The following is a 1,654-nucleotide window of genomic DNA, read 5'->3' as shown; positions in this document are numbered from 1 at the left end:
CCGGCCCCGGGCTCCGGGCCGCGGCGCCGGCCGGACTCGCGCTGGCCCGGCACCGATTCCAGCTCGGCGGCCTGGGCCGCCGGGTCGAACTGCGGGGGCGCGGTGGCCAGCGGCCCGCCGGGATGCGGCTCGGCGCCACCGGCGGCCTGCTGGTGCTGCTGGTTGCGGCGCGGGCGCAGCCGCGCGGCGCGCCCGGCCGGGTGGTTCTGCGGGAAGTCGTCCTGCGGGACGCCGTCGCCGCCCGGGCCGCCGCCGGCCGCCGGGGTCTGGAACCGCGGCAGCCGGTCCACGCCCTCGCTGGCCGCGCCCACCACCACCGGGGTCAGCGAGCCCAGCATCTGGGTGGCCTCGTTCGGGCTGGCGCCCGGGATCACGCCGTCGTCCAGGGTGTCGGCGACGATGCAGGTGATGTTGTCCGGGCCGCCGGCCCGCAGCGCCAGCTCGATCAGCGCGTCCACCGCCTGCTGCGGGTCCTGGTAGGAGGCCAGGGTCTCGGCCAGGGTCTCCTGGGAGACGAAGCCGGACAGCCCGTCGGAGCACAGCAGGTAGCGGTCGCCGGCGTAGGCGTCGAAGGTGCCGATGTCGGCCTCGACCTGGGTGCGGCCGTCCAGGACCCGCATCAGCAGCGAGCGCTGCGGATGGTGGCCGGCCTCCTCCTCGGTGATCCGGCCCTCGTCGATCAGCCGCTGCACCCAGGTGTGGTCGGCGGTCATCTGCTCCAGCAGGCCGTCGCGCAGCCGGTAGGCCCGGGAGTCGCCGACGTGCACCATGCCGAACCGGCCGCCGGACCACAGCATCGCGGTCAGCGTGGTGCCCATGCCCTCCAGCTCCGGGCGCTCCACCACGATCGCCCGCAGCCGCTCGTTGGCGGCCACCACGGCGCCGCCGAGCAGCGCCAGGTCCGGCTCGCCGAGCGTCGGGTCCGGCGTGGAGCGCGGGCCGGGCTCGTGCGCGGCGATGTCGTGCGGGGAGATGTGCAGCGTCTCCTCGGCCGGGGAGGCGTTCGGTACCCCCGGGCCACCGGGCGCGCCGGGGGCGCCAGGGGGGCCGGAGCGCGGCTGGCCGCCGGGGCCGAGCACCGGCGACTCGCCGGTGGCGGACAGGTCGGCACCGCCGGGCGGGTCGCCCGGCGCCCCGTCCAGCCGCGCCACCGTGGCCATCACCACGGCGCTGGCCAGCTCACCGGCCGCGGCGCCGCCCATGCCGTCGGCGATCGCCAGCAGACGCGGGCCGGCGTAGCCGGAGTCCTCGTTGCCCTCCCGGATCAGCCCGACATGGGAGCGGATCGCGTACCTGAGCACTAGAGCCATCTGGCACCTCTCCTTATCCCTATGCGCGCAATTCGAGCACGGTCTTGCCGATGCGGATCGGGACGCCGATCGCCGCCACGGTGGGCGCGTTCAGCTTCGTCTGCCCCAGGAAGGTGCCGTTGGTGGAGCCCAGGTCCTCGACTATCCACTGTCCGGAGGCGTCCGGGTAGAGCCGGGCGTGCCGGCTGGAGGCGTAGTCGTCGTCGAGCACGATGGTCGAGTCGTGGGCGCGGCCCATCGTGACCTGTTGGCCGCTGGTGATGTTCACCGTGGTGCCGGCCAGCGAGCCGCCGACCACCACCAGGCGGGTGGGCAGGGGCGCGCCGCCGCGGCGCTGGCCGGGG

At 76.1% G+C, this 1,654-nt stretch carries 2 protein-coding genes; both read right to left on the bottom strand.

What is annotated here, in order from left to right:
• A partial coding sequence (locus ABD481_RS46330) for a PP2C family protein-serine/threonine phosphatase (protein WP_425559443.1) occupies window positions 1–1,310 on the bottom strand: 1,310 nt, incomplete at its 3' end.
• Between the two features lie 19 nt (window positions 1,311–1,329).
• Window positions 1,330–1,654 (bottom strand): FHA domain-containing protein FhaB/FipA (locus ABD481_RS46325; protein WP_344672312.1); only part of this gene is annotated, 325 nt, incomplete at its 5' end.

Origin of the sequence: Catenulispora yoronensis, assembly GCF_039531695.1 — a bacterium.
GTDB lineage: Bacteria > Actinomycetota > Actinomycetes > Streptomycetales > Catenulisporaceae > Catenulispora > Catenulispora yoronensis.
The sequence above is the reverse complement of the archived record's forward strand: the minus strand, read 5'-3'. Positions and strand labels throughout refer to the sequence as shown.